This is a genomic window from Patiriisocius sp. Uisw_017 (genome assembly GCF_047731265.1).
GTDB lineage: Bacteria > Bacteroidota > Bacteroidia > Flavobacteriales > Flavobacteriaceae > Patiriisocius.
Genome location: NZ_CP159835.1, coordinates 1,130,947 through 1,156,882, shown reverse-complemented (window position 1 = coordinate 1,156,882; position 25,936 = coordinate 1,130,947). Strand labels below are relative to the sequence as shown.

Genomic DNA, 25,936 nt, shown 5'->3' with positions numbered 1-25,936 from the left:
GCCATGTTAGAACTTGCAGGAATAATTATCTTAGGAATCTTTGCGCAATGGATTGCGTGGAAATTTAAAATCCCAGCGATTTTACCATTAATCTTGATAGGACTTGCAGTAGGCCCGTTATCTACTTTTTATTCAGAAGATGGAACGCAGTGGATTCAACCTATTTGGAATAAAAACGAAGGGTTTTTCCCAGGAGAAAGTTTGTTTTATTTTGTTTCATTAGCAATTGGTATTATTTTATTTGAAGGAGGGCTTACCCTTAAAATCGGCGAAATAAAGAAAGTGGGGGGTGTCATAGGTAAACTTATAAGCTTAGGCGCTATCATTACCTTTTTTGGAGCAGGAGTTGCTGCACATTATTTTTTTGGGCTAGATTGGCAAATTTCATTTTTGTTTTCGGGACTAATTATTGTAACCGGACCTACGGTTATAACCCCAATTTTAAGAAATATTCCACTGCGTAAAGACATTTCGGCAGTACTTAAATGGGAGGGAATTTTAATCGATCCCATTGGCGCGCTAGTAGCGGTATTAGTTTTTGGGTTTATTACCGTAAATATTCCTGCAGGAACTTTTGGGGATAACTTAGGGACTATAGACGCTGCTAAATTAAGTGGAAACCTTGGTGCGGAAGGTGCAAGTTACACAAAACACGCGTTAATTGAATTCGGAAAAATTATTGTTATTGGTTTTGCTTTCGGGCTTGCGGGTGGATTTGCTATGTACCATGCGGTCAAACGAAAGGTGATTCCTCATTATTTATTAAATGTTGCGTCCTTATCTATCGTGCTTCTCATTTTTGTTTTGAGCGACCTTTTTGCACACGAGTCTGGACTTCTTGCAGTGGTAGTAATGGGAATGTATTTAGGGAATAGCGATTTGCCTAACCTCAAAGAGCTGCTTTATTTTAAAGAGTCCCTAAGCGTATTGCTTATTTCAATCCTCTTTATATTGCTTTCAGCAAATATTAGTGTTGAAGATTTACTCTTGATTTATAACTGGAAGACCGCCGTACTTTTTGCGGTGATTATTTTTGTGATTAGGCCTATTGGCGTTTTCCTCAGCACTGCAGGATCTAATTTGAGCACCAACGAAAAAATCTTTATAAGTTGGGTAGGGCCGCGTGGGATTGTTGCAGCAGGTATTGCATCGTTATTTGGCACAAAGCTAGTAGAGTTAGGTGTTCCAGGGGCAGAGTATATCACGCCACTAGTTTTTGGATTGGTGTTAGTAACCGTTTTATTAAATGCAACCACCGCAAGACTAGTTGCTTCACTTTTAGGCGTTTTTCTAAAAAAATCTGAAGGTATTATGATCATAGGCGGTTCTCGAGTTTCAAGGCTTATTGCTAGTTACCTTCAAAAAAATGACCGTCATGTAGTATTGGTAGACAGCAACAGGGAAAACATTGAAAAAGCCAAAGAATTAGGAATCGAGGCTATTAATGCAAATATTTATAATGACGATCTTTCAGATAATATTGAATTGAGTGATGTGGGGTATTTGTTATCCATGACTGGTAACGATGAAATTAACCGGCAAGCGATGACTCGTTACAGAGAACGTTTTGGAGAAAACGGAACGTTTAGATTGATGACTAGTGAAGAATTATTGAAAAAGAGCGGCTTTAATAAAGATGAAGTCTTTAGCAATACCCATGATTTTTTACGCTTTACGGAAGTTGCTCGGGACTATCCATCTATCCAAGAGATAGAGGTTAACGACCATAGTATGTTTTTAAGAATCCTTGAAGTTATTAGAGACAATAAGGATGCCATTCCTTTATTTATAAAAAACCCGGAAGGTCACATAGAACTTTTAGACACCCTTAGCGAAACAGAATTAGCCGTAGAAGACGGCACGATCATAGCCTATTTAGGAAAACCAATAGATTTTGAAGATGTCGTTACCGCAAAAATGGAAGACTCTGATGAAGAGAAGTCTTAAAAATAAAACAGGTGAAATACCGTTGTATATTTTGAAACAAAAACTTAAATGAAATATCTTTTAGCGCCTCTTTTCTTTTCAACACTGCTAGCCTCTTGCGGAAGTGATGACTCTAGATCCTGTACTGCGTGTAATTCTGAAATAACCGCCGCATTCACTCTTTGTGAAGAGAGCAACGGGAATGCTTCTATCAATGGAGAAGATACAGGGACTCCCTATGCCATCTATTTTGATGGATTGATTGCAGCAGGTACTAGTTGTGGCGAGTAGAAAATTCGTGACATAAAAAAGCGACTCAACTTGAGCCGCGTCTTTTATTTTAATCATTCAGCTTTAAAACCGCCATAAATGCTTCTTGGGGAATTTCTACATTCCCAATTTGACGCATACGTTTCTTACCTTTTTTCTGTTTTTCTAGTAATTTACGCTTACGAGAAATATCTCCACCGTAACATTTTGCGGTAACATCTTTACGCAAGGCTTTTACTGTTTCACGAGAAATAATTTTCGCACCAATGGCTGCTTGTATTGGAATATCAAATTGCTGTCGTGGGATGAGTTGTCTCAATTTCTCGCACATCTTTTTCCCTATTTCGAAGGCATTGTCTTGATGAAGCAAAGCAGAGAGTGCATCTACGATATTTCCATTAAGTAAAACATCTACTTTTACAAGCTTTGATTCACGCAATCCTATTGGTGCGTAATCAAAAGACGCATAGCCTTTAGACACCGTCTTTAAACGATCGTAAAAATCAAAAACAATTTCTGCCAACGGCATTTCAAAAGTCATTTCTACGCGCTCTGTAGTAAGATAGGTTTGATTTAAAACCAGCCCTCGTTTTTCAATACACAAAGACATTACGGGGCCGACAAAATCTGATTTTGTAATAATGGTTGCCTTAATATAGGGCTCCTCCATACGGTTAAGTTTAGAGGGGTCTGGCAAATCACTTGGGTTGTTTACAAGAATTTCAACATCTGGGTCTTTGTTTGTATAGGCCTTGTAAGACACGTTAGGAACCGTTGTTATTACGGTCATATCAAATTCTCTTTCGAGACGTTCTTGTATAATTTCTAGGTGAAGCATTCCTAAGAACCCACAACGAAACCCAAAGCCAAGTGCTGCAGAACTTTCTGGCACAAAAACCAAGGATGCATCGTTTAACTGAAGCTTTTCCATCGAGGCACGAAGTTCTTCGTAATCTTCTGTATCTACAGGATAGATTCCTGCAAATACCATTGGCTTTACATCCTCAAAACCTTCGATCACGTTGGTCGTAGGGGATTTTGCATCGGTAATCGTGTCTCCCACTTTTACTTCTTTCGCTTCTTTAACTCCTGTAATGAGGTAGCCTACATCACCTGTTTTAATAACTTTTTTAGGTGTTTGTTTGAGGTTTAAGGTTCCTACTTCATCGGCAAAATAGGCTTTACCCGTTGCCATGAATTTAATGTGTTGTCCCTTTCTAATTTCGCCATTAAGAACCCTAAAATAAGTCTCAACACCTCTAAAAGGGTTATAAACACTGTCAAAAATTAATGCTTGTAGGCTTTCATCAGGATTGCCTTTAGGCGCAGGTATTCGCTCGATAACTGCGGTTAGGATTTCAGTAATTCCTACACCTGTTTTTGCGCTTGCTGGAATAATTTCAGATGGATCACAACCTAATAAATCTACAATATCATCTGTAACTTCCTCTGGATTTGCAGAGGGCAAATCTATTTTATTTAAGACAGGAATGATTTCTAAATCATTTTCCAATGCCAAATATAAATTTGAAATCGTTTGGGCCTGAATGCTTTGTGCTGCGTCTACTATTAACAATGCTCCTTCGCAGGCGGCGATAGACCTAGAAACTTCATACGAGAAATCAACATGACCAGGAGTGTCAATTAAATTTAAAATATATTCTTCGCCTTCGTGAGTGTAATTCATTTGTATGGCATGACTTTTTATAGTAATGCCACGTTCACGCTCCAAATCCATACTATCAAGTAATTGTGCTTGGGATTCCCTAGCCGTTACCGAGCCAGTGGCTTCCAATAATCTGTCTGCCAAAGTGCTTTTACCGTGGTCAATGTGCGCGATGATACAAAAATTGCGAATATTCTTCATTTTTCTTCTGCTATAACTGTCTGCAAATATAGCTTAAAACCTATTGTTTCGCACGTGTTTACACTTAATCGAATAATCCCAAATACATGATGTAAATTAAGGAATAATTAAGATATTTGGTAGAAGTAAAATTGTCACAATCTCTTTATTAATGCATAACCTCAAATTTTTACTAGTATTGGTGTTTCCAGCGGTGGTTTTTGGGCAGGTATTTTCTATTAATGGAACGGTTAAAGATGTTGAGAATAATCCTATTTCTTTTGTAACTATTTATTTAACACAAAATGTAACTGAAGATATTGGAAATCCGGGATTTAAGTTTATAAAGGGAACAACCACAGATGACTTAGGGAATTTCACAATTGAAGGGTTGCTAAAAAAGAAGTATAATGTCTATTTTAATTACCTAGGATACGAATCAATTTCTCAAACCGTAGCACTAACCTCAGAAATCGCCTTAGGAACGATCGTTTTAAAAAAAAAAACGGAAACACTTGATGAAGCAGTAATAGTAACAAAGAAACCAATCATAATAAAGGAACCAGGCAAGCTTACTTTTAATATTGAAAACACATCAATTGCAGTGGGGAGTACGTTGGACGTGCTAAAAAAAACACCAGGGCTTCTTGTCACGCCCGAAGGGATTACTCTTAAAAACACAAATCCTACCATTTATATTAACAATAAACGCGTTTATCTTTCAAACAGCGAGGTACAATCACTTTTACAAAACACAGATGCGACTGCCATAAAGAGTGTTGAGGTGATAACAAACCCTTCAGCAAAATTTGATGCAGAATCTGGCACCGTGGTTAATATCATCACAAGTCGCGCAATTTCTATAGGGTATAAAGGTTCTGTAAATGGGGCCTACGAGCAAGGAGTTTATGCGAAATATAGATTAGGTACCTCACATTTTTATAAAAATGAAAGGTTAAATTTCTATGGTGGCTATTCGTTTAGCCCTCGCAAAGAATTTAAACAAGATGAAAACCACATCAATTTTTTTAATAGCAATCAGATAAATTCAATAGGCTCACGAACCTCCGATTTTGAAAGAACAACACGTTCTTATGCGCATCAAGGAAATGTAGTTGCAGATTTTAAAGTGAATGATAAACACGAGATAGGAATTAGCGCAAATATTCTAGTTTCTCCAAACAAGCGATTTGATAATAATGCGCGTTCTGAAAATTTTGACACCAACCGTGTTTTAGATTCTGTGTATACCACGAATAGCAACTCAAATATCGACACTTCAAATCTTGCTTTTAATTTAAATCACACATGGCAGTTAGGAGAGGCTGGTGCCAATGTTGTTATGAATGCAAACTATATTTTGTATGATAATGAGCGTTTACAAGATGTAGAAACAGATTTTTTTTCAAATAATGGCGTTTTATTTAGAGAAAACAGATTTTTTACAAAGGCAAATCAGTCCAGCGATATCGCAACCTTCCAACTCGATTTTAGTATTCCAGCGCTTTCAGGAATGATTGAAACAGGAGCTAAGTTTAGTACTATAGACACGCAAAGTGGTTTGCACTTTTTTGACACTAATACAGGCAATACTGAGTTTAATAGCGCTCTGTCAGATTCATTTTTATACGAAGAAAGTATCTACGCAGCATATTTTAGTTACAGTGCTGATTGGGATTCCTGGAGTTTGAACGCCGGCTTGCGAGGAGAACAAACAGATGTTCAAGGAGATTCACGATCATTAGGCGTTGTAAATAATCAAAATTATTTTGAGTTGTTTCCTGCTCTGAGTCTTGAGCATAATGCCAATGACAATAACAGCTATGGTTTTAGTTATTCTCGCAGCATTTCTAGACCTCGTTACGAAGCTCTTAATCCTTTTAGATATTTTGTAAACGAGTTTAATTTTAGCGACGGGAATCCAAACCTTATACCTGCGATTGACACAAAATATACGCTAAGTTATACCTATAAAAATCATTTGTTTTTCGAGCTTTATTATTGGAATACAGACAATCCATTAAGTCTTATTGCATTTCAAAATAATCAAGCCAGAACACTTCAAAGCCTTGATGTAAACTTAATACGAGAGTATCAATATAGTTTTGATGTGGTGTATGCAAGACCCGTTTTTTCTTGGCTCTATCTTCAACTTGTCACTTCTTCTTTTTACATAGAAAATGAGTTTTTTGCGCTGGAAAGCCCACAAGAGAAGGCAACCATCGACACCTATGGATTTTATGGACAAGTTTATGGAGGGCTGACGATTTCAGAATCTTTAGGGCTTACGAGTGATGTTACGGCAGTTTATATTTCAAATTTATTATATGGAGCTTCATCTTACAAAAACCAATTTAACCTCTCAATTTCTTTTAGAAAAGACCTTTGGAACAAGAGGGCGAGCATTAACGCAGGAGTAGATGATATTTTTAACACCAATAATATTCCTGTAACTACTCGATACTACAACCAAGATAACGCGTATTTTGCGCGCGTAGAATCACGGCTTTTTAGAATTGGTTTTAAATATAACTTCGGAAACGCAAGGTTGCGGGACAATAACCGAAAACCAACTACCGACGAAGGAGAACGATTGAATTAAAATTCACGTCAATGTCGCTCCGAAGTTTAAGAGTAGGCATAAGAAATAAAGAACAACGCTTCTAAGGAATTGTTCATATCAAAAATTCCGTATTTTTACATTTTAATAATAAAAACAATCCGCTTAGTGAGCGGAGTTGAATTGTGGCAAAAATTGGCGATATAGAGGTAGGTGAATTTCCGTTATTACTAGCACCCATGGAAGATGTGAGCGACCCACCCTTTCGTGCGCTTTGTAAAGAACAAGGTGCAGATGTTGTTTATACTGAGTTTATCTCTTCAGAAGGGCTGATTCGTGATGCGGCAAAAAGTGTCATGAAATTAGATATTTATGAAAAGGAACGCCCCGTTGGAATTCAGATATTTGGTGCTGTCTTAGATTCTATGCTAAAAAGTGTAGAAATTGTTGAGGCAAGTGGACCCGATATCATTGATATTAACTTTGGTTGTCCGGTAAAAAAAGTAGTTTCAAAGGGCGCAGGCGCAGGAATATTAAAAGACATAGATTTAATGGTTTCTTTGACTGAGGCTTTGGTAAAACACACGAAACTCCCGGTTACAGTAAAAACAAGGTTGGGCTGGGATGAAGACTCTATTAAAATTGTGGAAGTCGCTGAGCGTTTGCAAGATGTAGGTTGTAAAGCAATTTCTATTCACGGTCGTACACGGGCACAAATGTATAAAGGAGAAGCCAACTGGCGTCCTATTGCTGATGTAAAAAACAACCAACGCATGCACATCCCTGTTTTTGGGAATGGAGATGTAGATTCTCCCGAGAAAGCGATGTTGATGCGAGATAAATTTGGTCTTGATGGCGCGATGATAGGACGAGCAAGCATAGGCTATCCTTGGTTTTTTAAAGAAGTAAAACATTTTTTTGAAACCGGGACGCATGCAGCACCACCCACTATGGAACAACGAGTGGAGGCAGCCCGCCGTCATCTCCAGATGGCTATAGATTGGAAGGGAGAAATCTTAGGTGTTTTTGAAACACGCCGTCACTATACCAACTATTTTAAAGGGATCCCACACTTTAAAGAATACAGAATGAAAATGGTAACTAGCGACGCCAGTCAAGACGTATTTGCAGCCTTTGATGAGGTATTGGAAAAGTTTGGGGACTTTGAGTTTGTTTAATTATAAACTACAATCACCATTTTGTAAGTCTTCTAGGCTCGGGTTGTAGGCATTGGAAAACAACAGGTAAGACCCAGAAAAACCATTATTCATTGCGGTGGTTAGGGCACAAAGATCCTCTAAAGTATCATTTCCAAGGACACGAAGGTCTCTTCCAAGAGTTTTCAGGCTTTCTAAATCGTTTAAGTCTTGAAGGTTTTCGTTGTTATAAATTTGTGAATTTAGGGTGATATTTTGTAGATTATGGATCCCATTGAGACTCGTTATTGGTTCACTAGAAATAGATAAAGAATCCTCTAGCTCTTCGAGATTCTCCAAGGCTTTTATATTCAAAAGGATATTTTGTTTAAGAAGAATTCCTCCCCCCAAAAAATTCGTGTTTTATAAACAATCAAGGCTTTGTAGGTTTTTCTTTCCAAATATTCTTATCAAAAAAACATCTACTCCAGCCCCACCAACCTCAATAAGTCCAGATAGGGCGTTTAAATTTGTAATATCTCCTTCACCTTCTTCTTCGATTATAAACTCAGGTACTTTGCTCCAACCAAGCGCAAAAAAACAATCAACTCCTTCTTACGAGGTAAGCATTGGTATGCCATTAAACACTAGATGTTCTTGTGTATTAAAAGTGATTCCATTTCCAAAGAAAGATTCATTCCCTATCTTAACATTGGATTTTAAAAATTATGTTGTGTCTACTTCGAGATCCAATAGGTCTACCACAAAATTTAGAGCATTGTTGTTTGCAATTATTACAATATCATTTAATGACGGGTTTGCTTATGTACTATAAACAACTCTTTGTTCAACGATTTCGTTCTCCGAAACTCCTATGATTGTACCTCCACTAATCGCTTTGATTTGAGTAACTCCTGTGGACAAACTTGTGCTTATTATAAACTCCACATTTGACTCATCGGCTGTGGTTTCGACTTCAGTCATAGGACTGTCATCACTAGCACAAGCAATGAAAAATGGAATCAATAAAACAGAAAGTATGTTTAAGTATTTCATAAAAACTTTTTGAATATAAAATTAGTTGTTTTTCTGACTTTGAGTTTGTTCAAGTTTTTCAGTATTTTAGGTCGTGTTTAAAATGTTGATTATGAAAAAGATAGTATTCCTGTTTGCCGCTTTAGTCGGCACGCTAAGTGTCGCGCAAGAACTTGCCATCACTGAAAACACGTGGTATCTAGATTATTTAATCATTGATGGTCAAGCGGAGCATCCTTCCAATTTTTCTGAAACTTCAACTATTACCATGAGTTTAGAAGGTGATAGTTTTCAAGCGGGTGTTTGTTATGGAATGTCTGCTACAGTTGATACATTAAATGATTTTTTTGTTTATGACCACGTATATTTATTATTCGATTGTATTCATCCAGAAAGCTCAATTTATGAGGGTAAATACTACGGTTTGCTTAATTATATAGATGCTATACCTTCCCAACTCAATCATGAAATCATAGAAAATACAAACGGTACAAAAACATTAATCGTTACGAACTTAAACCAAGTACAAGGAATTTTTGGTGATCAGATCAGCTTTTAGGTCTTGAAGACAATGAAGCTACTTCTGTAAAGATATACCCTAATCCCGTTAGTACGATGTTGAACATTGAGACAACAAATCTTTTGTTTACTGAAGGGATTCTATATGATATAAGCGGTAGATTGGTTTAGCGTTTTAAACTAGCGCCTTCAAATACCTTCAGCTTTTCATTGGAAAATGTACCCAATGGGATGTATTTCTTAGAAGTAAAAAATTAAGCTGGGGCGAACGTGGTTGAAAAAGTCGTAAAGAATTAATCCAACAAGCGCTCTCGAACTCTACTGGCTGCAATCCTTGCCGCTAACAAACCCAATACCGTAATAGTAACAAAAACGACCCCGATATTAATCGCTTTTAATTTTACTGGGTAGGGAAGGTTTGGGGTGATGTACAAAAGCTTAAACTCTAATTGCAGCCAAACTATCAAAACCCCTAATAAAACCCCTAAAACACCTCCTAAGATGGTCATTAAAGCACCTTGAATAAAAAATATTTTACGGATACTTTTTATCGTGCTCCCAAGATTAAATAGTGTTTTTATGTTTTTTCGTTTATCGAGAATCATCATAATAACCGACCCCACGATATTAAAAAGGGCAATAATCATTACGAGTGTACAAATAAGATACACCGCAACATTTTCAGTATTTAGCATTTTGTAGAGCGCATCATTTTGCTCTATGCGGTTCTTTAGTACCACTTTGTTCTTAAATATGGCGCTAATTTTATCTTTCACTGCGTTTTCTTGAGCGTTTGGGGCAAATTTAAATTCAATCCCTGAAATTTGAGTGCTGTCCAAGCTCAGTAAATTTTGTGCGAACCTGAGATCACTAAATACGTATTTACTATTAAGCTCTTCATTTACAAAATAGATTCCAGAAACGATTACGGCTTCTTTATTAAAATCTTTTGAAGGGTTCAAAACATCCATTTGTCCTGTCCCTGGTTTAGGAACAAAAATTTCTAGCAAATTATTATAATCTCTAGTTCCCAAAGAAAGTTTTTGTGAAGTACCGTGACCAATTACCACTTCTTTTCTATGAGGAGTGAACCATTTTTCATGATAAACAATGCTGTCAATAACATTTACATTTCCATAGTTTTCATCAACACCCTTAATATAAGCAATTTCATTTCTGCCTTTAAATTGCATAAAGATACGTTCCTCAATTATTTGACTAAAGGATTCTATTTCGGTTAGCGCGCTTAATTGCTTTTGTTGTGCTTCAGTAAAAGATATTGTTTTGCCTTGCGCTGGCAGCGCTTTTAAATCACTGTCAAAGATATTTGTGTATTGTAAACTGTAATCTTTTAATCCAGAAAAACCAGAAAGGACTATAAAAAGCACAAGTGCGCCAACTACTACCCCAGTTGCCGCAATTACTGTAATAATATTTATTGCATTGTTGCTGCTCGGTGAAAAAAGGTATCTCTTAGCGATGTACAGCGAAAAATTCACGTTAGGATCTTCTTCTTTTAGGGAGTAATTCAGGATTTGTTAATGGGTTTTCTTCTCCCTTTACCGCATCCTCAATCTTTTCTATATAATCTAAGGAGTCGTCATTATAAAACGTCAATTCAGGCATTCTTCTTAATTGATGTTTTGTTAGTTGAGCGACTTCGTGTTTTATTTTTGGTTTTATTAAATTAATCTCTTTTGTGATTTCCGCAGCATTTTCAGAAGGGAATATACTTACATATACTTTTGCTATAGATAGGTCTGTCGTAACACTAACTTTGCTCACTGAAATTAAAATTCCAGACTGCCCAGCTTCTCTTAGTTTGTTTTGTAAAACTTTTGCAAGGTCCTCCTGAAGAACACCCGCAATTTTTTTTTGTCTATTGCTCTCTACCATTTTGCAAAGTTACTATAATATATAGTAGCTTGTTAGCTGTCATAAGCCAAGTAAATGTTATTTTTGAAACGACTGAAACCTAAACCATAAACTATGAATTTCACTAAAATTGAACATTTAGGTATTGCCGTGAAAGATTTAACAGAAGCGAACGCATTATATGAAAAACTGTTGGGTGTCCCTCATTACAAAACCGAAGAAGTTTTAAGCGAAGGAGTACTAACGAGTTTTTTTAAATGTGGAGAAAGTAAGATAGAATTATTAGCAGCAACAAATAAAGAGAGTCCAATTGCAAAATTTATTGAGAAAAAAGGAGAAGGAATTCACCACATTGCATTTGCCGTTGAGGACATTGAATCTGAAACAGAACGTCTTAAAAATGAAGGTTTTGTCGTGCTAAACGAGGTTCCCAAAAGAGGTGCAGACAATAAATTAGTAGTGTTTTTACACCCTAAATCAACCAACGGGGTCCTAGTAGAATTGTGTCAAGAGATTAAATAACAAAGAAAAAGTTTGCGACAATTTTAAAACGGGTTAACTTTGCACTCAAATTACCGGTCCTATAGCTCAGCTGGTTAGAGCACCTGACTCATAATCAGGGGGTCCATGGTCGAGCCCATGTGGGACCACTATTTAAAATTCGACGTTAAAGGCAGACCTACCCTTTGTTAAATTTTAAATAAACATGATGATAATCTTTGTAATAACAAGTGATGAGTTAAAAAACATTAGTTTAGTTAAAGCAATTTTTTGTCGAATTACTTGTTTAATAATAAGCGTTCAGCGAAAGTTTTGTTGTTAACCATAAAATTTTATTACCTTAACCACTAATATGCGACCCCGAATCGTTAAAATACTACCCATAGTATACTGTTTTATTGCAGTGATACCCATGCTTTCACAAGGCCCTACGGCTGGTGCAGGACCGCCTTGGCCTAGCCGAAATCCGCCTGAATTGCCTATGCCAATTGATGATAATATCTTAATCTTATTAATAGTTGGTCTATTTTATGGATTTTATACAATAGTTAAAAAAAACAGGGCTACAAATACCCTCTCGTAATTCTCGACACATATTTTCCTATAACGTCAAACTCAAGATTTACGGTATCTCCTTTTTTAGTTGAATTAAAACTCGTGTGCTCGTAAGTATAAGGAATAATAGCAACGCTAAAATTGTTTTCCTTAGAATCAACCACCGTAAGACTAACTCCGTTTATTGTTATAGAACCCTTTTCGATGGTTAAATTACCAATGGTAGGGTCGTATTCAAAAGTAAAAACCCAACTTCCATTTTCTACAGAAACATTTTTGCAAGCAGCTGTTTGGTCTACATGACCTTGCACAATGTGGCCATCTAATCTATCGCCCAGTTTCATTGCGCGCTCAAGGTTTACGAGCGTATTTTCATTTAAGTTGTTGAGATTGGTTTTGTCCAATGTTTCTTTTATAGCCGTAACCGTGTAGGAGCTTTCGGTTAGCGCTACAACGGTTAAACAAACTCCATTGTGAGCAATACTTTGATCAATTTTTAATTCTGAAGCTAATTCACTCTCTATTTCGATAGATAAATTTGTCCCCTCTTTTGTTAGAGATTTCACTTTTCCTAGCCCTTCAATAATTCCTGTAAACATGAGTACAATATCATTACATTTGTAACGCAAAAGTAATTTAAAAAGTTAAGACAGATTAAACAATTAACATTACTAAAATGAATAGAGAAAAGAAAATTGTTGTAGGAATATCTATTGGAGATTTAAACGGTATTGGCAGTGAAATAGTGTTGAAGACATTTCAAGATATTAGAATGTTGGATTTTTGCACTCCAGTGATATTTGCTTCTGTTAAAACAATGTCTTTTTTAAAAAAAGCCTATAATCTAGACACTATTCTCCAGGGGATTGATTCTTTGGATAAAATATTGCCAAAAAAAATAAATGTATATAATGTCTGGAAAGAGCTTGTAGAAATTAATTTTGGCAAGGAAGATAAGGGTATTGGAGAATATGCGATTAAGTCTCTAGAGGCTTCAGTAAAAGCATTGAAAGAAAACCAAATAGATGTATTGGTAACGGCGCCAATAAACAAATCAAACATACAAAGTGAATCGTTTAAATTTCCAGGCCATACAGATTATCTAAATCAAGAATTAGAGGGAGATAGTTTAATGCTTATGATTTCTGAATCACTGCGCATAGGGTTATTAACAGATCACGTTGCGGTAAAAGATGTTTCAGCAACAATAACCAGAGAGCTTATAGAAAGTAAAATTAATACTATCCATAAAACACTTATTCAAGATTTTGGAATTGAAAAACCGAAAATAGCGGTGTTAGGAATAAACCCTCACACTGGAGATAATGGAGTAATAGGTGTCGAAGACGATACGCTTTTGAGACCAACACTTGATAATTTGAGAAATAATGGTAAAACAATATTTGGTCCTTATGCCGCAGATAGTTTTTTTGGTTCAGGTAATTATAAAAATTTTGATGTTATAATAGCATCGTACCATGACCAAGGACTCATTCCTTTTAAAACGTTAGCGTTTGGCTCAGGAGTAAATTATACTGCTGGATTAAATAAGGTGAGAACTTCCCCAGACCACGGTACTGCGTTTGATATTGCAGGCAAAAACACTGCAGATTTTAGTTCGTTTAGGGCCGCAGTATATAGCGCTATTGGAATTTTTAATACCCGTCAAGAATATTTAAAAATTTCAGAAAACCCACTTGAAATTAGTCAACGCAAACCCTTTGTAAAAAATAACAGGTAATACAATTACGAAAGAAAATATTTTTTTATCTTTGCACCCGCTTTATAGGCGGCATAAAAAATCGATACGGTGTGATTATGAGAGAAATTAAGCAATTTACAATTCCATTTGTGGGGTTGAAACTTGGAGAGCACCATCTTGATTTTGACATTAATAAAGAGTTCTTTGAGTATTTTGGATATGATGAATTTGATAAAACAGCGATTAAGTTAGCGGTTTTATTAAATAAAAAATCGACGTTGTTAGAGTTTACTCTAAGCTATGAAGGTAGCGTTAGAGTGCAATGTGATTTGACAAACGAACTATATGACCAGCCTGTTAAAGGAACATACCATTTTATAGTAAAGTTTGGAGAATCATTTAATGATGAGAATGAAGATTTATTAATTGTTCCTCATGGAAGTTATGAGGTAAATATCCAACAGTATATATATGAGTCTATTATTTTAAGTCTGCCTGTAAGAAGGATACACCCGGGTGTTGAGGACGGAACTCTAGACAGTGAAATACTCGATAAATTAGAAGAATTAAGCCCAAAGGCTATTGAAGATAAAGAAGACACCACCAGCGAAACAGATCCAAGGTGGGATACATTAAAAAAATTACTAAACGATAAATAATATAAAGTAATGGCACATCCTAAAAGAAAAATCTCGAAAACGAGAAGAGATAAAAGAAGAACTCATTACAAGGCAATCGCTCCTACAATTGCAACAGATCCAACCACTGGAGAAGCGCATTTATTTCATAGGGCGCATTGGCACGAAGGTAAATTATACTACCGTGGTCAGATTGTAATTGATGCAGTTGAAGAGGTAGAGGAGTAAGTCATTTCTTATATCCATAGATTATTATAAAGATAACTCTCACTGTTTGTGAGAGTTTTTTATTTTTCTATTAAATCAGGACTATCAAAAAAGGTTAAAAATGAATCTTTTTTGATTAAAATTCACTATTTTTCGTCCCCTTTAGAGTGCTTTTTACTCTTATGGTTGAATTTAAACGAATTCTATGAGTACAGTTACTGCTGCTATTACTGCTGTAGGGGGTTTTGTTCCAGACTATGTTTTGACGAACAAGATCTTGGAAACTATGGTAGATACAAATGACGAATGGATTACCAGCCGCACTGGTATCAAAGAAAGGCATATTTTAAAAGATAGTGACAAAGGAACCTCGTATCTAGCCATTCAAGCAGCAAACAATTTAATAAGCAAAAACGACATTGACCCTGCAGAGATAGATCTGGTTATATTGGCTACAACAACGCCAGATATGCCGGTTGCTTCCACAGGTGTTTATGTGGCGAGCCAAATAGGCGCAATAAATGCATTTTCCTACGATTTACAAGCGGCTTGTTCGGGCTTTCTTTTTGGAATGTCAACCGCAGCGCGATATATTGAGTCTGGAAGATATAAGAAAGTATTACTAATTGGAGCCGATAAAATGAGCTCCATTATTGATTATACAGATCGCACAACATGTATTATTTTTGGAGATGGAGCAGGAGCCGTACTCTTTGAGCCAAATACCGAAGGACTAGGTCTTATAGATGAAATTTTAAGATCTGATGGGGCAGGAAGACAAAGTCTTAAGATAGATGCGGGTGGATCTATTCTTCCAGCTTCAAAAGAAACTGTTGAAAACAAACAACATTATGTTTTTCAAGACGGAAAAACAGTTTTTAAATTTGCCGTAACAAATATGGCAGATGTTTCAGAAGAGGTAATGAAACGAAATAATCTTTCGGGTGAAGATATTCAATGGTTAGTTCCTCATCAAGCCAATAAAAGAATTATAGACGCAACGTCCAGAAGAATGGATTTGCCAGAAGATAAAGTAATGATCAATATTCATAAATATGGAAACACCACTTCGGCAACCTTACCCATGTGTATTTGGGATTATGAAAATCAACTTAAAAAAGGAGATAATTTAGTTTTTGCCTCTTTTGGAGGAGGATTTACCTGGGGTGCCATTTATTTAAAATGGGCATACGACCCAAAATAACAGTCAATAAAGAATTACTTAAAACCAAAAAAATGGAATTAAAAGACATTCAAAATCTCATTAGATTTGTAGCAAAATCTGGAGCAAGTGAAGTTAAACTTGAAACAGACGACATTAAGATTACAATTAGAACTGGAGAGCACGGTGGCAAGGGAGAAATGACCTACATACAGCAAATGCCTCCTGTTGGATCAATGCCTCAACAACCAGCAGCACCTGCCTCAACGGTAGAGACAGAATCTGCTCCAGCAGAAGACTCAAAATACATCACTGTTAAATCTCCTATAATCGGAACTTTTTATAGAAAACCATCACCAGACAAACCCATGTTTGTTGAGGTAGGAAGCACTATAAATGAAGGGGATGTTCTATGTGTTATCGAAGCAATGAAACTCTTTAATGAAATAGAAAGTGAAGTATCAGGTAAGATTGTTAAGATTCTAGTAGACGATGCTTCGCCTGTAGAATTTGACCAACCACTTTTCTTAGTAGACCCGTCTTAATATATTAATAATAATTCTCTAGTATCAAGTCGTTTTTTTAAGGATTTGGATTTTGGATTTATTAATTTGAAGAATTTATGTTTAAAAAGATTTTAATTGCCAATAGAGGCGAAATTGCCTTACGTGTTATCCGAACGTGCAAAGAAATGGGCATCCTGACTGTTGCAGTATATTCTAAAGCAGATGAAGAAAGTTTGCATGTAAAATTTGCAGATGAGGCAGTATGTATCGGTCCAGCTCCCAGTAGCGAAAGCTACTTAAAAATGAGCAACATCATTGCTGCTGCAGAGATTACAAATGCAGATGCCATTCACCCCGGATATGGATTCCTTTCAGAAAACGCAAAATTCTCTAAAATTTGCGGAGAGCATAACATTAAGTTCATAGGGGCATCGCCAGATATGATTGATAGAATGGGAGATAAGGCTCAAGCTAAATCAACCATGATAGAAGCGGGTGTTCCTTGTGTCCCAGGAAGTGAAGGAGTCATTCCAGACTTTAAAACGTGTATTAAAGTAGCCAACAAAACTGGCTATCCAGTAATGCTAAAAGCAAGTGCTGGTGGAGGAGGTAAAGGAATGCGTGCTGTTTGGAAAGAAGAGGAACTACAGGATGCTTGGGAGTCTGCAAGACAAGAAAGTAAAGCTGCATTTGGTAATGACGATATGTATATGGAAAAACTCATAGAGCAACCTAGACACATCGAAATACAAGTTGTTGGAGATAGTACAGGAAGAGCTTGTCATTTAAGTGAAAGAGACTGCTCCATTCAAAGACGTCATCAAAAACTTACTGAAGAAACTCCTAGCCCATTTATGACCGATGAGCTTAGAGAGGCCATGGGACTTGCTGCGGTAAAAGCAGCAGAATATATAAAATACGAAGGAGCAGGTACGGTTGAGTTTTTAGTCGATAAGAACCGCAATTTCTATTTTATGGAAATGAATACGCGTATCCAAGTAGAACATCCAATTACAGAACAAGTAATCGATTTTGATTTGATTAGAGAACAGATTATGGTTGCAGCGGGGATTCCTATTTCTGGTAAGAACTACACGCCAAATTTGCACTCTATAGAATGTCGTATCAATGCTGAAGATCCTTATAATGGTTTTCGTCCTTCACCAGGAAGAATCACCGTTTTACATGCTCCAGGAGGGCATGGGATTAGACTAGACACGCACGTTTATGCGGGATATTCTATCCCACCAAATTATGACTCCATGATTGCGAAGCTTATTACAACAGCGCAAACTAGAGAAGAGGCTATTAGTAAAATGAAACGCGCACTAGATGAATTTGTAATAGAAGGCATCAAAACGACGATTCCTTTTCATAGACAGTTAATGGATCATCCAGATTATGTTTCTGGGGATTATACAACTGCTTTTATGGATACTTGGAAAATGAACGAACCTGAAGAGGAAGAGTAAAAAGAATAGTTTTCAGTGGCAGTTTGCAGTGACTTAAAAAAACCTCGAGCATCTAGGATTTAATATTCTAGATGCTTTTTTATATCTTGTTATTATAATATAACCTCGGAAAGAGTAGACAATGAACCTATCGTATTGGGAAAGAGAAACTTGGTTTCAAAATATAGACTATGTAATCATAGGCAGTGGAATCGTAGGCTTAAACTGTGCCTTACAACTTCGGAATGCTCACCCTAATTCAAAAATTTTGGTTTTTGAAAAGGGGATGCTACCAAGTGGAGCGAGCACAAAAAATGCCGGATTTGCTTGTTTTGGAAGTGCTTCAGAAATTTTAAGCGATTTGGAAACCCATTCCGAAGAAGAAGTTGTTGCGCTTGTAAAAGAACGTTTAACAGGTTTACAACTGCTTCGTGACACTTTAGGGGACAGCCTTATCGATTATCAAGAAAACGGAAGCTATGAGGTGTTTTTGGAACAAGATATTGTGCTGTTTGAAAAGAGTGTTGCTAAAATAGATAGTATTAACAGATTATTACATCCAATTTTTGAAGCAGATATCTTTGAAATAGTAGATGACCCTTTTGGCTTTGAGGGAATACATCAAAAACTTATTTACAATAGATTTGAAGGACAAATTGATACTGGTAAAATGATGCAGGCATTACTTAAGAAAGCAGCATCAAATAACATTCAAATTATTAACAATACTCAAGTGATTGCTATTGAAGATGCTGGGGCTACGGTTTTTTTGACAATAGAAAACAATAATGAAACGTATGAGATTAAAGCTCAAAACGTTTGCATTGCAACTAATGGGTTTGCACAACAGTTTTTGAATGAGAATGTTCAACCAGCAAGAGCACAGGTTTTAATTACAAAACCCATAAAAAACCTAGCAATAAAAGGAACGTTTCATTTAGATCAGGGATACTATTATTATAGAAATATTGGAGATCGGATATTATTTGGAGGCGGTAGAAACTTAGATTTTAAAACTGAAAACACCAGGGAGATGGGCCTAACCGCTATCGTTCAACAAAAATTGGAAGCACTTTTGAATACCGTGATTTTACCAAATACTCCATTTGAAGTTGAAGCAAGATGGAGCGGTATAATGGGTGTGGGAAATCAAAAAAAGCCTATTGTAAAAAAAGTTTCTAAAAACATATTTTGTGGTGTAAGACTTGGTGGTATGGGTGTGGCCATAGGAAGCAGCATTGGCAAACAATTGGCGCTCCTTGCACAATAATACGACTATAGATTATCTATTTTTGAACTACAAACCAGAGAACACTCTTACAATGAGCTCAACAAACATCAAAGAAGCCTTACTTAAAGCTTGCGAAGAGCAAATAGCATACAAATATGCTATTGTTCAAGACAAGATCAAGGGCATTGTGGTTTCTTTAAACGATGCAACTAAAAGTAGTGCGGGAGACAAACACGAAACTACCCGAGCGATGCTACAGATAGAGCGAGAACAGGCAGGTGAGCGAATGGTGGAGATAGAAAAAATACAAGAGGTATTGTATAAAATAGATTTGAAGAGTGCATCTAAAAATGCGCACTTGGGGAGTCTAGTTGCTACGAATCATGGATGTTTTTTTTTAAGTATATCGCTTGGGGCTTTATCATTTGAAGGCGAATCTTATTTTTGCATTGGTTTGCAAACTCCTATTGGAAAGTTCCTGTTAGGAAAACAAACGGGAGAAACTTTTAACTTTAGAGGTAAAAATTACACGATTAATAGTATTGATTGATGGACATCTTTATATTTTATTTTAAACAAGGGCTTGATCATATTTTGGATAAAGATGGCCTTGATCACATGCTTTTTATAGTAGCAATGGTCGTCTTTTTTGAAGTCAAGCAATGGAAACGATTACTCATTCTTGTTACCGCTTTCACAGTGGGGCATAGTATTACCTTGGGGCTTTCCTCTTTTGAACTGCTTAAAATTAACCGCGATTTAATCGAAATATTAATTCCTGTAACGATAATTATTACTTGTATTAACAACTTGGTTAAAGCGAAAAGTGATTCGCAAACAAGCTACTATTTTCTATATGCCTTAGTTCTTATTTTTGGATGTATTCACGGCTTGGCTTTTTCAAATTTTCTTAGGATGTCATTATTTGAAGGAGAAAATGTCCTGCTTCCTTTAGTAGGTTTTAATTTAGGGATTGAAGTGGGGCAATTATTAATCGTGGCTATTTTTCTGTTGGTTCAACAAGGCGTTAAAAAGGTTCTTCCCGGAATAAAACACAAGCATATTATTATAAGCATCTCTATTGCAATTAGTTTTGTTGCATTGTGGATTCTTTTTCAGCTTATATAATTTTTCATTAGTGAAAATGGAATAAGGAAAAAAGGAACAGCGCTGTCCAAGTAATTGTGCGAACCCAGTTTCTTTTTTCGAGAGCCCTTACAGTATGTGCTGTGCCAGTCCCATTTGCGATTTTTCCGTGCAATGGCACAAAAACAACAAATGTTATTCCCCAAAGAAACCAGACTAAAAGTGCATACATACCACTGTTTAAATCGAGACCGTTAACTAGCTGAATGATAGAAATAATAAGCTGCCCTATCATTAAAGGAATAACTATTGCCGCTAACCGTCCACTGTACTTTTCGTGCCAAGAAGCTAAGCGACTCACTTCACAATACTGGAAGCTAGGGTAGACAATGCGCTGAATCATCCAAATGAGTACAACCATCCCTCCGTCAAGAATTAGTCTTATTTCAGCGAGCTCCATTTGCTTTTTTTAGATATACAGTATCCCCAGAAACTAAAGGCTTAACGTGATTAAAATAGACAGGTTTATCTGAGTACGAAGCCACAATAAGGTAATGTGTTCCTCTATAAAAGGAGTCTTGAACTTTAACTTCAAGACCTATTTTTTCAAGCGAAACACTTAGTTGATGAGGTAAGAGGTAAGCAAATTTAGTTTCGCTACGTTCCGAAATAAGCTCCGACTCTAGCACTGAAATCTCACCAAAAAAGCTACCTTGATATTCTGTAGAAAAAGAGTCGAATAGCTGTTGAGGGCTTCCATATGTTTCTTTTCTCCCGTCTTTCAACAGTAAGATATTGTCGGCAAATGCGAGTGCTTCTTCGCTGTCATGGGTAGCCGTAACACAGGTAATTTCTTTTTCTTTTAAATACTTAAAAAGCTTACGGCGTAGTTTGTTTTTTAGAAAATTGTCAATACTACTAAAGGGTTCGTCCAATAATAATAATTCGGGTTCATTGGCGAGGGCTTTTGCAATTGCAACACGTTGCTTTTGACCGCCGCTCAAATAAGAGACTTTGATTTGTTTATAGCTTTCTAATTCGACAACGGCTAATAATTCGTCTATTCGTTGGTCGTCGCGTATGCTGTCTTGTCTGTTTAAATGTTCTGCGATGTTCTCTGCAACACTCGTAAAAGGCATTAATTCTAATTCTTGACTCACCAATTTCATAAAAGGTTCGCCAGGAATCAATGTGTGGTTAGGGCCTAATAATTTATCGCCATTCCAATATATACTTCCATTTTCAAGATGCACTAAACCATATATAATATGGAGTAGCGTGCTTTTTCCGCAACCGCTTTCGCCTAAAACAGCAAGGTTTTCTCCTTTGTCTATATTAAACTTAAGGTTCTCAAGAATTGTTTTTGCAGGATTCGTATGATATTTAAAATTAGAAACGTGAACTTGAAGCATAGTTGAGGTATTCTTTTTCGAAATTTAAAAAAGCCTCCAATAGTAAAAAGGAGGTGTTCTTTTGTACTTTATATAAAGTACAATTACTTTTTTACATCAATATTCGCTTTTTCAGGCAACATTTCATAGCCCATATTGTAGAGCGTAAATCCAAATATATCTGCATATTGGTTAATGGTTTTACTTACAGGTGTTCCAGCGCCATGTCCAGCATCTGTTTCAATTCTAATTAAAACAGGATGGTCTCCAGCTTGTTTTTCTTGCAGTTCTGCTGCAAATTTAAAACTATGTGCAGGTACAACTCTATCATCGTGATCACCTGTGGTAACGAGCGTAGCGGGGTATTTAGTGCCTTCTTTCACATTGTGTACCGGTGAGTATCCTTTTAGATACTCAAACATTTCTTTGCTGTCATCGGCAGTACCATAATCATAGGCCCAACCTGCGCCAGCAGTAAAAGTATGATAGCGCAGCATATCTAGCACGCCAACTGCGGGTAGCGCCACCTGCATTAAGTCTGGACGTTGTGTCATTGTTGCACCGACTAAAAGCCCGCCATTAGACCCACCCCTAATTGCTAAATAGTCGCTGGAAGTAAATTTATTATCAATTAAATATTCAGCTGCTGCTATAAAATCGTCAAATACATTTTGTTTTTGCATTTTGGTTCCGGCGTTGTGCCATTTCTTTCCATATTCCCCCCCACCTCTAAGGTTTGCTACTGCATATATTCCGCCTTGCTCCATCCATACAGCATTAGTAATGCTAAAACTAGGTGTTAAACTAATATTGAATCCGCCATATCCATATAATATTGTTGGGTTAGTACCGTCTAGCTTTAATCCTTTTTTGTGAGTAATGATCATAGGTATTTTAGTGCCGTCTTTTGAAGTATAAAAAATTTGCTTACTTTCAAAATTCGCTGGATTAAAATCTATGTCTGGTTTTACGTATAACTTAGATGTTCCATCTTTTAGGTTATACTTATAAACACTACCAGGGGTTGTATAGTTAGTAAAAGAATAGTAGAGCTCTTTGTCATCTTTCTTAGCCCCAAAACCACCTGCAGACCCTACTCCAGGAAGTATTATTTCTCTTACAAGTTTTCCATTAAAGTCATATTGCTCGACTTTACTAACCGCATCTACCATATAGTTGGCAAAAATATAGCCTCCTCCAGTACCAACATTAAGTACGTTTTCGGTTTCCGCGATTACTTCTTTCCAATTTTCTGGCGTTGGGTTTGAAGCGTCCACTTTTATAATTTTTTTATTAGGAGCATTTTTATTAGTAACAAGGTACAACGTGCTTCCATCATTATCAGCAACATATGTATCTGTATCGGCATTGTCTAGGATGGTAATGAACGGAGCGTTTGGTTTGGTTAAATTTTTTATGAATAATTTATTGCCAGAAGTCGAAACACTTGCGCTAACGACGAGATAGCGATTATCTTCACTAGTTCTTCCCCCTACATATCTATGTTTTTCTTGTGGGGTTCCTCCAAATATTAATTCGTCTCTTTTTTGAGATGTACCCAGTTTGTGATAATATAATTTATGTTGATCCGTTTTAGCAGAAAGCTCGCTACCCTCTGGCTTGTCGTAACTTGAATAATAAAAACCTTCGTTCTTAAACCAAGAAACACCGCTAAATTTCACATCTATTAATGTGTCCTCTACAATTTCTTTAGTATCAGCATTCATTACCAAAACCTTTCTCCAGTCGCTTCCTCCTTCACTAACACTATAAGCTGCCATTTTTCCATTTTCACTGAAGCTTAGGCCTCCTAATGAGATGGTTCCATCTTCTTTAAAGGTATTTGGATCTAGAAATATTTCAGCATTTTTTGGGTCATCTCCGGTTTTGTATCGATAAATAACATACTGGTTTTGAAGCCCGTCATTTTTAGAGAAATAGGTGTAATCTCCTTCTTTAAAAGGAGAGCCTACTTTTTCATAATTCCATAGAGAGGTAAGTCTTTCTTTTAGTTCTTCTCTAAATGGGATGTTTTTAAGGTAATCAAAGGTTACTTCATTTTGAGCGGCTACCCATGCGCCTGTTTCTTCGCTCATGTCGTCTTCAAGCCAACGGTATGGGTCTTTAACCTCAGTTCCAAAATAGGTGGATACGGTATCTGCTTTTTTTGTTGTAGGATATGTAACGGCAATAGACTCTTTTGTTTGTATTGATGATTCTTTGCAAGAAATTATTGTGGCGACAACCATACTACAGATAAGGATTTTTTTCATTGGAACACATTATTTATTAATATGAAAGATGTGCAGAATAAATCATTCACCTTTCTTTATTTAAAATAGGATGGAGTTTGAATTAAGAACTCACAACACTATAACAAAAGTACTATTATCGTAGCTTTAAAGCTGATATTAAAGTGCAGAATATCAATTTGATTACTATTGAAATAACGGTCTATATGCCTTCCAATATTTATAAATTAAAATTGCGTTTATAGCTGCAATTACAATTGCTACTGCAATTCCTGAGACATCGAGAAAAACATGAAATAAAAATATATTTAAAGCTATAGGTGTTAATAGGATAAGTGCGAATGGAACCCATTTTTTTATCACTAATAGGAGTCCGATTGCTATTTCTAAAAAGGCCACTATGTAGAGCACGTATCCCGTGCTTTCTAGAGATTCTATAAAATTTGCTGCTGCCGGCGCCATATCAAAAATAGGAATAAACGGAAAGAACTTATTGACACCAAATATCAATAACGCAATACCTAATAAAAGGCGTAAGATTGTAGTAAATTTTGAATTCATAATATAGTGTGGTTTAGTGTTATAGCTCTTTAAAGATAACAAAAAAAAAACAGCCCACATAAGCATTGTTTATGTAGGCTGTTTTTTTGGTTTATAGGAGTTTTTAATTACATGGAGTCTCTAAAGAATTGATCCACTCTGCAAGGAGCGCGACTCCTTGGTCGTCTATAATATTACGTCCCAATAAAGGCATACGCATATCTTGGTCGGTATTGTTTACTCTAAAGTAAATAACAGAGTTTTCTGGATCTCCAGGTTTTATGAGTTTTTGATCAACAAGACCATTTAAAAATTGATCTGGCTCTACACAAACCCCTAAACTTTCAGGTTGATCGTTTTCAAAGAAAGCGAATCTCATAGGTCGATAGCTGCAGTGGCCTTCGTCTCTATGGCAACTAGCACAATTTATATCGACATAGGATCTAACTCTCATCTCAAGAGATTGTGAGGTGTCCTTATAATCTATAACTGTGTTAATGTCTGTGGGCAGGTTGTTCTCTAAATAGCCAACCTCTATCCACTTTTGAAGTTGGTTTTTTAACCCTTCGTCATATTCATAAATTCCATTTAGATTTTGAGGCTTTACTCCAATTGGCACGTTTCTATCAACGCTTTTATGACAGGTAAAACACTCACTTCCTGAAGGCATGCGATAATTTACTTCACGAGGAACACCATTTTCTAACCATTGGATAAATTTGAAACCACCATCACCCGCGGTGTCATAAAAGGCTTCAGTTTGTTCGTCATTCCAAAAATACTCTGCAAAAAGCCATTCTTCATTACTATCAATACGAATCATTAATCTCGTTTCGATAATGAAAGTGTTAAGATCTGGCAAAACATTTTCATAGAAAAAGTTTTTTATAATAATAGACCCTATCGGAAACTCTAAAGGCGCGTGATCGCCATTATATGTCGCTTTTTGACCATCTGGGAGCCAAACAAATCTTTTTTTATGGGCATAATCAGAAAACAAGGAGCTTATAGGCTCGTATGGAATTACACCATTGTTTGGATTTAGCTCTTCTAATACTCCTTCAAAAAAGTTGTATTCTGAAAGCTTTAGATGGGGCACTTGAGACAAGTTTGCGTTTATATCTCCTCTGGCTATTACAGTAATTGTTATTGTGGCGCTAGTACAATTAGAACCATCGCTAGAACAAACAGTATAATTAATAATTTCTTCTCCTTCAAATGTTTCATTTGCAGTATAAACCAAAACGTCATCTGTAATAGTTTCAGAAGTTTCGTTAGTTTGTATGCTGATACTTCCTTGTAAAGGATTCTCAACGCTGAAAATTCCTATAGAAGGTACGTTGGAATCATTTTCAAAAATAGAAATAACGATAGATTGTTGTTGAATAACTTGGGCGATATCATTGCCCAAAGAAAAATCTACATCAACATATCCAGAATCATCATCACTGTTACAACTAGTTATTAGTGATAAAAGAAGGAATAAACTAAGTATTGTTAATTTCAATTTCATGATTTAATATGCAAACACCATTAAGAGAAAGGAT

General features: G+C 36.3%; 27 protein-coding genes and 1 tRNA gene. 17 read left to right on the top strand and 11 right to left on the bottom strand.

Going from position 1 to position 25,936, the window contains the following annotated elements:
* Positions 1-3 precede the first annotated feature (3 nt).
* Together ABXT67_RS05320 and ABXT67_RS05315 are read left to right on the top strand one after the other, a co-directional pair.
* Positions 4-1,947: a cation:proton antiporter gene (locus ABXT67_RS05320; protein ID WP_415376243.1), complete on the top strand. Its 1,944-nt coding sequence runs from the start codon at positions 4-6 to the stop codon at positions 1,945-1,947.
* 48 nt (positions 1,948-1,995) lie between these two features.
* The gene (locus tag ABXT67_RS05315) at positions 1,996-2,217 is read left to right on the top strand and encodes a hypothetical protein (protein WP_415376242.1); all 222 of its coding nucleotides are present in this window, start codon (positions 1,996-1,998) and stop codon (positions 2,215-2,217) included.
* A gap of 49 nt (positions 2,218-2,266) precedes the next feature.
* Here the strand turns inward: ABXT67_RS05315 and lepA are convergent, their stop codons facing one another.
* Entirely contained in the window at positions 2,267-4,063 is a 1,797-nt protein-coding gene (gene lepA / locus ABXT67_RS05310) for a translation elongation factor 4 (RefSeq protein ID WP_415376241.1), read from the bottom strand.
* Between the two features lie 151 nt (positions 4,064-4,214).
* Here lepA and ABXT67_RS05305 point away from each other — a divergent pair, with 151 nt between their 5' ends.
* Together ABXT67_RS05305 and dusB are read left to right on the top strand one after the other, a co-directional pair.
* The gene (locus ABXT67_RS05305) at positions 4,215-6,644 is read left to right on the top strand and encodes an outer membrane beta-barrel protein (RefSeq protein ID WP_415376240.1); all 2,430 of its coding nucleotides are present in this window, start codon (positions 4,215-4,217) and stop codon (positions 6,642-6,644) included.
* Positions 6,645-6,787: 143 nt separating this feature from the next.
* On the top strand, positions 6,788-7,780 hold the full coding sequence (gene dusB / locus ABXT67_RS05300) for a tRNA dihydrouridine synthase DusB (RefSeq protein ID WP_415376239.1): 993 nt from the start codon (positions 6,788-6,790) through the stop codon (positions 7,778-7,780).
* Here dusB and ABXT67_RS05295 read toward each other — a convergent pair whose 3' ends face one another.
* Positions 7,781-8,149 (bottom strand): hypothetical protein, encoded by a 369-nt coding sequence (locus tag ABXT67_RS05295; RefSeq protein ID WP_415376238.1) that lies wholly within the window; start codon positions 8,147-8,149, stop codon positions 7,781-7,783.
* A gap of 166 nt (positions 8,150-8,315) precedes the next feature.
* Between ABXT67_RS05295 and ABXT67_RS05290 the strand changes: the two genes are divergently transcribed.
* On the top strand, positions 8,316-8,573 hold the full coding sequence (locus tag ABXT67_RS05290) for a hypothetical protein (protein WP_415376237.1): 258 nt from the start codon (positions 8,316-8,318) through the stop codon (positions 8,571-8,573).
* Here the strand turns inward: ABXT67_RS05290 and ABXT67_RS05285 are convergent.
* Positions 8,561-8,794, bottom strand: a complete 234-nt coding sequence (locus tag ABXT67_RS05285; protein WP_415376236.1) for a hypothetical protein — start codon at positions 8,792-8,794, stop codon at positions 8,561-8,563. The two genes, ABXT67_RS05290 and ABXT67_RS05285, sit on opposite strands and share 13 nt — an antisense overlap.
* 91 nt (positions 8,795-8,885) lie before the next feature.
* On the opposite strand from ABXT67_RS05285, the gene ABXT67_RS05280 reads away from it, so the two are divergent.
* Positions 8,886-9,332 (top strand): hypothetical protein, encoded by a 447-nt coding sequence (locus ABXT67_RS05280; RefSeq protein ID WP_415376235.1) that lies wholly within the window; start codon positions 8,886-8,888, stop codon positions 9,330-9,332.
* A gap of 253 nt (positions 9,333-9,585) precedes the next feature.
* On the opposite strand, the gene ABXT67_RS05275 is transcribed toward ABXT67_RS05280, so the two are convergent.
* Together ABXT67_RS05275 and rbfA are read right to left on the bottom strand one after the other, a co-directional pair.
* Positions 9,586-10,791, bottom strand: a complete 1,206-nt coding sequence (locus ABXT67_RS05275; RefSeq protein ID WP_415376234.1) for an ABC transporter permease — start codon at positions 10,789-10,791, stop codon at positions 9,586-9,588.
* 1 nt (position 10,792) lies between these two features.
* Entirely contained in the window at positions 10,793-11,188 is a 396-nt protein-coding gene (rbfA, locus tag ABXT67_RS05270) for a 30S ribosome-binding factor RbfA (RefSeq protein WP_415376233.1), read from the bottom strand.
* Positions 11,189-11,281: 93 nt separating this feature from the next.
* On the opposite strand from rbfA, the gene mce reads away from it, so the two are divergent.
* Together mce and ABXT67_RS05260 are read left to right on the top strand one after the other, a co-directional pair.
* Positions 11,282-11,689, top strand: coding sequence for a methylmalonyl-CoA epimerase (mce, locus tag ABXT67_RS05265; protein WP_415376232.1), 408 nt, complete (start codon positions 11,282-11,284; stop codon positions 11,687-11,689).
* Between the two features lie 55 nt (positions 11,690-11,744).
* Positions 11,745-11,817: transfer RNA gene (locus ABXT67_RS05260), tRNA-Ile, on the top strand.
* Positions 11,818-12,231: 414 nt separating this feature from the next.
* Here ABXT67_RS05260 and ABXT67_RS05255 read toward each other — a convergent pair.
* Positions 12,232-12,822: a riboflavin synthase gene (locus tag ABXT67_RS05255; RefSeq protein WP_415376231.1), complete on the bottom strand. Its 591-nt coding sequence runs from the start codon at positions 12,820-12,822 to the stop codon at positions 12,232-12,234.
* A gap of 77 nt (positions 12,823-12,899) precedes the next feature.
* Here ABXT67_RS05255 and pdxA point away from each other — a divergent pair, with 77 nt between their 5' ends.
* From pdxA to ABXT67_RS05210, 9 genes are all read left to right on the top strand, one after another.
* Positions 12,900-13,964, top strand: coding sequence for a 4-hydroxythreonine-4-phosphate dehydrogenase PdxA (gene pdxA / locus ABXT67_RS05250; protein WP_415376230.1), 1,065 nt, complete (start codon positions 12,900-12,902; stop codon positions 13,962-13,964).
* Between the two features lie 77 nt (positions 13,965-14,041).
* A complete protein-coding gene (locus tag ABXT67_RS05245; RefSeq protein WP_415376229.1) occupies positions 14,042-14,584 on the top strand; it encodes a YceD family protein in 543 nt (180 codons plus the stop codon).
* Positions 14,585-14,593: 9 nt separating this feature from the next.
* Positions 14,594-14,791, top strand: coding sequence for a 50S ribosomal protein L32 (gene rpmF, locus ABXT67_RS05240; RefSeq protein ID WP_415376228.1), 198 nt, complete (start codon positions 14,594-14,596; stop codon positions 14,789-14,791).
* A 184-nt stretch (positions 14,792-14,975) separates the two neighbouring features.
* Positions 14,976-15,974: a beta-ketoacyl-ACP synthase III gene (locus tag ABXT67_RS05235; RefSeq protein WP_415376227.1), complete on the top strand. Its 999-nt coding sequence runs from the start codon at positions 14,976-14,978 to the stop codon at positions 15,972-15,974.
* A gap of 32 nt (positions 15,975-16,006) precedes the next feature.
* Positions 16,007-16,477 (top strand): acetyl-CoA carboxylase biotin carboxyl carrier protein, encoded by a 471-nt coding sequence (accB, locus tag ABXT67_RS05230; protein ID WP_415376226.1) that lies wholly within the window; start codon positions 16,007-16,009, stop codon positions 16,475-16,477.
* Between the two features lie 77 nt (positions 16,478-16,554).
* Positions 16,555-17,910, top strand: a complete 1,356-nt coding sequence (gene accC, locus ABXT67_RS05225) for an acetyl-CoA carboxylase biotin carboxylase subunit (protein ID WP_415376225.1) — start codon at positions 16,555-16,557, stop codon at positions 17,908-17,910.
* A gap of 121 nt (positions 17,911-18,031) precedes the next feature.
* A complete protein-coding gene (locus ABXT67_RS05220) occupies positions 18,032-19,159 on the top strand; it encodes an NAD(P)/FAD-dependent oxidoreductase (RefSeq protein ID WP_415376224.1) in 1,128 nt (375 codons plus the stop codon).
* Positions 19,160-19,211: 52 nt separating this feature from the next.
* The gene (locus ABXT67_RS05215; protein ID WP_415376223.1) at positions 19,212-19,670 is read left to right on the top strand and encodes a 3-oxoacyl-ACP synthase; all 459 of its coding nucleotides are present in this window, start codon (positions 19,212-19,214) and stop codon (positions 19,668-19,670) included.
* The gene (locus ABXT67_RS05210; protein WP_415376222.1) at positions 19,670-20,248 is read left to right on the top strand and encodes a HupE/UreJ family protein; all 579 of its coding nucleotides are present in this window, start codon (positions 19,670-19,672) and stop codon (positions 20,246-20,248) included. The genes ABXT67_RS05215 and ABXT67_RS05210 overlap by 1 nt, the downstream gene beginning before the upstream one ends.
* Before the next feature lie 7 nt (positions 20,249-20,255).
* On the opposite strand, the gene ABXT67_RS05205 is transcribed toward ABXT67_RS05210, so the two are convergent.
* From ABXT67_RS05205 to ABXT67_RS05185, 5 genes are all read right to left on the bottom strand, one after another.
* A complete protein-coding gene (locus ABXT67_RS05205; RefSeq protein WP_415376221.1) occupies positions 20,256-20,666 on the bottom strand; it encodes a hypothetical protein in 411 nt (136 codons plus the stop codon).
* Positions 20,653-21,618 (bottom strand): ABC transporter ATP-binding protein, encoded by a 966-nt coding sequence (locus tag ABXT67_RS05200; RefSeq protein ID WP_415376220.1) that lies wholly within the window; start codon positions 21,616-21,618, stop codon positions 20,653-20,655. Before ABXT67_RS05200 ends, ABXT67_RS05205 begins: the two co-directional genes overlap by 14 nt.
* 83 nt (positions 21,619-21,701) lie before the next feature.
* Positions 21,702-23,870, bottom strand: a complete 2,169-nt coding sequence (locus ABXT67_RS05195; RefSeq protein ID WP_415376219.1) for a prolyl oligopeptidase family serine peptidase — start codon at positions 23,868-23,870, stop codon at positions 21,702-21,704.
* Between the two features lie 165 nt (positions 23,871-24,035).
* Entirely contained in the window at positions 24,036-24,410 is a 375-nt protein-coding gene (locus tag ABXT67_RS05190; protein ID WP_415376218.1) for a DoxX family membrane protein, read from the bottom strand.
* Between the two features lie 103 nt (positions 24,411-24,513).
* Positions 24,514-25,902: an Ig-like domain-containing protein gene (locus ABXT67_RS05185; RefSeq protein ID WP_415376217.1), complete on the bottom strand. Its 1,389-nt coding sequence runs from the start codon at positions 25,900-25,902 to the stop codon at positions 24,514-24,516.
* Positions 25,903-25,936: the final 34 nt, after the last annotated feature.

What these genes read in the sequence shown, in the direction of transcription:
- ABXT67_RS05185 (WP_415376217.1), bottom strand. Translation starts at nt 25,902, where the DNA reads ATGAAATTGAAATTAACAATACTTAGTTTATTCCTTCTTTTATCACTA.
- ABXT67_RS05195 (WP_415376219.1), bottom strand. Translation starts at nt 23,870, where the DNA reads ATGAAAAAAATCCTTATCTGTAGTATGGTTGTCGCCACAATAATTTCT.
- ABXT67_RS05285 (WP_415376236.1), bottom strand. Translation starts at nt 8,794, where the DNA reads ATGAAATACTTAAACATACTTTCTGTTTTATTGATTCCATTTTTCATT.
- rpmF (WP_415376228.1), top strand. Translation starts at nt 14,594, where the DNA reads ATGGCACATCCTAAAAGAAAAATCTCGAAAACGAGAAGAGATAAAAGA.
- ABXT67_RS05200 (WP_415376220.1), bottom strand. Translation starts at nt 21,618, where the DNA reads ATGCTTCAAGTTCACGTTTCTAATTTTAAATATCATACGAATCCTGCA.
- ABXT67_RS05280 (WP_415376235.1), top strand. Translation starts at nt 8,886, where the DNA reads ATGAAAAAGATAGTATTCCTGTTTGCCGCTTTAGTCGGCACGCTAAGT.
- ABXT67_RS05245 (WP_415376229.1), top strand. Translation starts at nt 14,042, where the DNA reads ATGAGAGAAATTAAGCAATTTACAATTCCATTTGTGGGGTTGAAACTT.
- ABXT67_RS05210 (WP_415376222.1), top strand. Translation starts at nt 19,670, where the DNA reads ATGGACATCTTTATATTTTATTTTAAACAAGGGCTTGATCATATTTTG.
- ABXT67_RS05320 (WP_415376243.1), top strand. Translation starts at nt 4, where the DNA reads ATGTTAGAACTTGCAGGAATAATTATCTTAGGAATCTTTGCGCAATGG.
- accC (WP_415376225.1), top strand. Translation starts at nt 16,555, where the DNA reads ATGTTTAAAAAGATTTTAATTGCCAATAGAGGCGAAATTGCCTTACGT.
- ABXT67_RS05215 (WP_415376223.1), top strand. Translation starts at nt 19,212, where the DNA reads ATGAGCTCAACAAACATCAAAGAAGCCTTACTTAAAGCTTGCGAAGAG.
- accB (WP_415376226.1), top strand. Translation starts at nt 16,007, where the DNA reads ATGGAATTAAAAGACATTCAAAATCTCATTAGATTTGTAGCAAAATCT.
- ABXT67_RS05255 (WP_415376231.1), bottom strand. Translation starts at nt 12,822, where the DNA reads ATGTTTACAGGAATTATTGAAGGGCTAGGAAAAGTGAAATCTCTAACA.
- rbfA (WP_415376233.1), bottom strand. Translation starts at nt 11,188, where the DNA reads ATGGTAGAGAGCAATAGACAAAAAAAAATTGCGGGTGTTCTTCAGGAG.
- lepA (WP_415376241.1), bottom strand. Translation starts at nt 4,063, where the DNA reads ATGAAGAATATTCGCAATTTTTGTATCATCGCGCACATTGACCACGGT.
- ABXT67_RS05235 (WP_415376227.1), top strand. Translation starts at nt 14,976, where the DNA reads ATGAGTACAGTTACTGCTGCTATTACTGCTGTAGGGGGTTTTGTTCCA.
- mce (WP_415376232.1), top strand. Translation starts at nt 11,282, where the DNA reads ATGAATTTCACTAAAATTGAACATTTAGGTATTGCCGTGAAAGATTTA.
- ABXT67_RS05220 (WP_415376224.1), top strand. Translation starts at nt 18,032, where the DNA reads ATGAACCTATCGTATTGGGAAAGAGAAACTTGGTTTCAAAATATAGAC.
- ABXT67_RS05190 (WP_415376218.1), bottom strand. Translation starts at nt 24,410, where the DNA reads ATGAATTCAAAATTTACTACAATCTTACGCCTTTTATTAGGTATTGCG.
- ABXT67_RS05205 (WP_415376221.1), bottom strand. Translation starts at nt 20,666, where the DNA reads ATGGAGCTCGCTGAAATAAGACTAATTCTTGACGGAGGGATGGTTGTA.
- ABXT67_RS05305 (WP_415376240.1), top strand. Translation starts at nt 4,215, where the DNA reads ATGCATAACCTCAAATTTTTACTAGTATTGGTGTTTCCAGCGGTGGTT.
- ABXT67_RS05315 (WP_415376242.1), top strand. Translation starts at nt 1,996, where the DNA reads ATGAAATATCTTTTAGCGCCTCTTTTCTTTTCAACACTGCTAGCCTCT.
- pdxA (WP_415376230.1), top strand. Translation starts at nt 12,900, where the DNA reads ATGAATAGAGAAAAGAAAATTGTTGTAGGAATATCTATTGGAGATTTA.